The following is a 1,738-nucleotide window of genomic DNA, read 5'->3' on the forward strand; positions in this document are numbered from 1 at the left end:
CGCCCCCGGCCGCGCGGCCGGGGGCGTGCTGCGCCCCGGGGCGGTGGCAGGTCGTCGGGAGGTCGTCGGTGCCGATGGTTACGGTGGCCCGGTGACCACATCGCGGAAGTCCAGCTACTACAAGGGTCCGGTACGCCTGCGGGGCCGGCGCGTGCCGTCGGAGACCACTGACGAGCGCCTGCTGCGCAACGACGGCCTGGGGGCCTTCGTGCACACCGACCCGTGGCGCGTCATGCGCATCCAGGCCGAGTTCGTGGAGGGCTTCGGGGCGCTGGCCGAGCTCGGCCCGGCCGTGAGCGTCTTCGGCTCCGCGCGGGCCACACCCGACTCGCCGGCCTACGCCTTCGGGCTGGAGGTGGGGCGCCTGCTCGTGGAGGCCGGGTTCGCCGTCATCACCGGGGGCGGGCCGGGCACCATGGAGGCCGCCAACCGGGGCGCGGCCGAGGCCGAGGGTGACAGCGTGGGCCTGGGCATCGAGCTGCCCTTCGAGACCGGGCTCAACGAGTACGTCGACCTGGGCGTGAACTTCCGCTACTTCTTCGTGCGCAAGACGATGTTCGTCAAGTACGCCAGCGGTTTCATCGTGCTGCCGGGCGGCTTCGGCACGCTCGACGAGCTCTTCGAGGCGCTCACCCTGGTGCAGACCGGCAAGGTGACCCACTTCCCGATCGTGCTCATCGGGGTGGACTTCTGGCAGCCGCTGCTGGACTGGATCCGCGACGTCCTCATGGAGCGCGGCATGGTCTCCCCGCAGGACACCGACCTGCTGTACCTCACCGACGACCCGGCCGACGCGGTCCGCCACGTGGTGGAGCACCCCGGGGCCGCCCGCCGGGGACGTCCCGCGGAGTGAGGCCGGCGGCGCCCGCGGCGTGCCATGATCTGCGCCATGGAGGTCGTCGTCATCGTCCTGCTCGTCTGCGTCGTGGCCTGGGTGGCCGCGCTGGCCGTCGGGCGCCTGCCCGCGGGGGAGGGGGCCCTCTCCCCGGAGCTGCCGGCCGACGCCGCCGTGCACCTGCCGGACGGCCCGCTGCACGCCCAGGACGTGGAGGGCCTGCGGCTGCCGGTGGCCCTGCGGGGCTACCGCATGGCCGAGGTCGATGACGCCCTGCGCCGCATGGCCGAGGAGCTGGAGGCGCGCGACCGGGCGCTCGAGGCGGCGCGCCGCACGCCCCCGACCGCGTGAAGCGGCCCACACCGTGGCAAGGTGTCCCTGCCTCCACCCTCGTCGCACACCGGGTGGGGCCTGGAGCAGAGAGGAACACCCGTGAAGTCGTTTGAGGTGGAGCGCTTCGCGAGCGCGCCGGTGGAGGCGGTCTGGCCGCTGCTCATCGAGTTCGCGCCCCGCAGCGCCTACAGCCCCTACAAGGTGACCACCACCGCGCCGGGCCCGGTGGGGATCGGCTGGACGTTCGAGGCGCGCACGCCCGTGGGGCTGGGCTCGGCCCGGGACGAGTTCAAGGTGACGCGCTGGACGCCGCCGGCCGGGGGCCCCGCCGCGTTCTCGCTGCGCCGGGTGGGTTCCCGGGTGGCCGGCTGGTGCGACGTGACGATGACCCCGCACCCGCGGGGGTGCCGCATCTCGTGGCGCGAGTCCGTGCGCCCCTCGGGTATGGGGGGCGACGGCGCGGCCGAGCGCGCGGTGAACAAGGCGGTCAAGCGCGCCATCGAGGCCGCGGAGGCGTCCTCCCGCCGGGCCTGAGCCGAGGCGCCGGACACGCACGCAGGAGGGCCCGCC

Annotated in this window: 3 protein-coding genes; all 3 read left to right on the plus strand. The window is 74.7% G+C overall.

The window, feature by feature from the left end; all coding sequences use genetic code 11:
- Positions 1-91 precede the first annotated feature (91 nt).
- Positions 92-853, plus strand: a complete 762-nt coding sequence (locus HMPREF3099_RS08040; RefSeq protein WP_070705495.1) for an LOG family protein — start codon at positions 92-94, stop codon at positions 851-853.
- Positions 854-889: 36 nt separating this feature from the next.
- Positions 890-1,186 (plus strand): DivIVA domain-containing protein, encoded by a 297-nt coding sequence (locus HMPREF3099_RS08045; RefSeq protein ID WP_070705496.1) that lies wholly within the window; start codon positions 890-892, stop codon positions 1,184-1,186.
- A gap of 81 nt (positions 1,187-1,267) precedes the next feature.
- Positions 1,268-1,702, plus strand: coding sequence for an SRPBCC family protein (locus HMPREF3099_RS08050; protein WP_070705494.1), 435 nt, complete (start codon positions 1,268-1,270; stop codon positions 1,700-1,702).
- The last annotated feature ends 36 nt before the right edge of the window (positions 1,703-1,738 follow it).

Origin of the sequence: Kytococcus sp. HMSC28H12 (assembly GCF_001816045.1) — a bacterium.
GTDB lineage: Bacteria > Actinomycetota > Actinomycetes > Actinomycetales > Dermatophilaceae > Kytococcus > Kytococcus schroeteri.

Coding starts and splice junctions, on each gene's coding strand:
- HMPREF3099_RS08045 (WP_070705496.1), top strand. CDS start 890: ATGGAGGTCGTCGTCATCGTCCTGCTCGTCTGCGTCGTGGCCTGGGTG.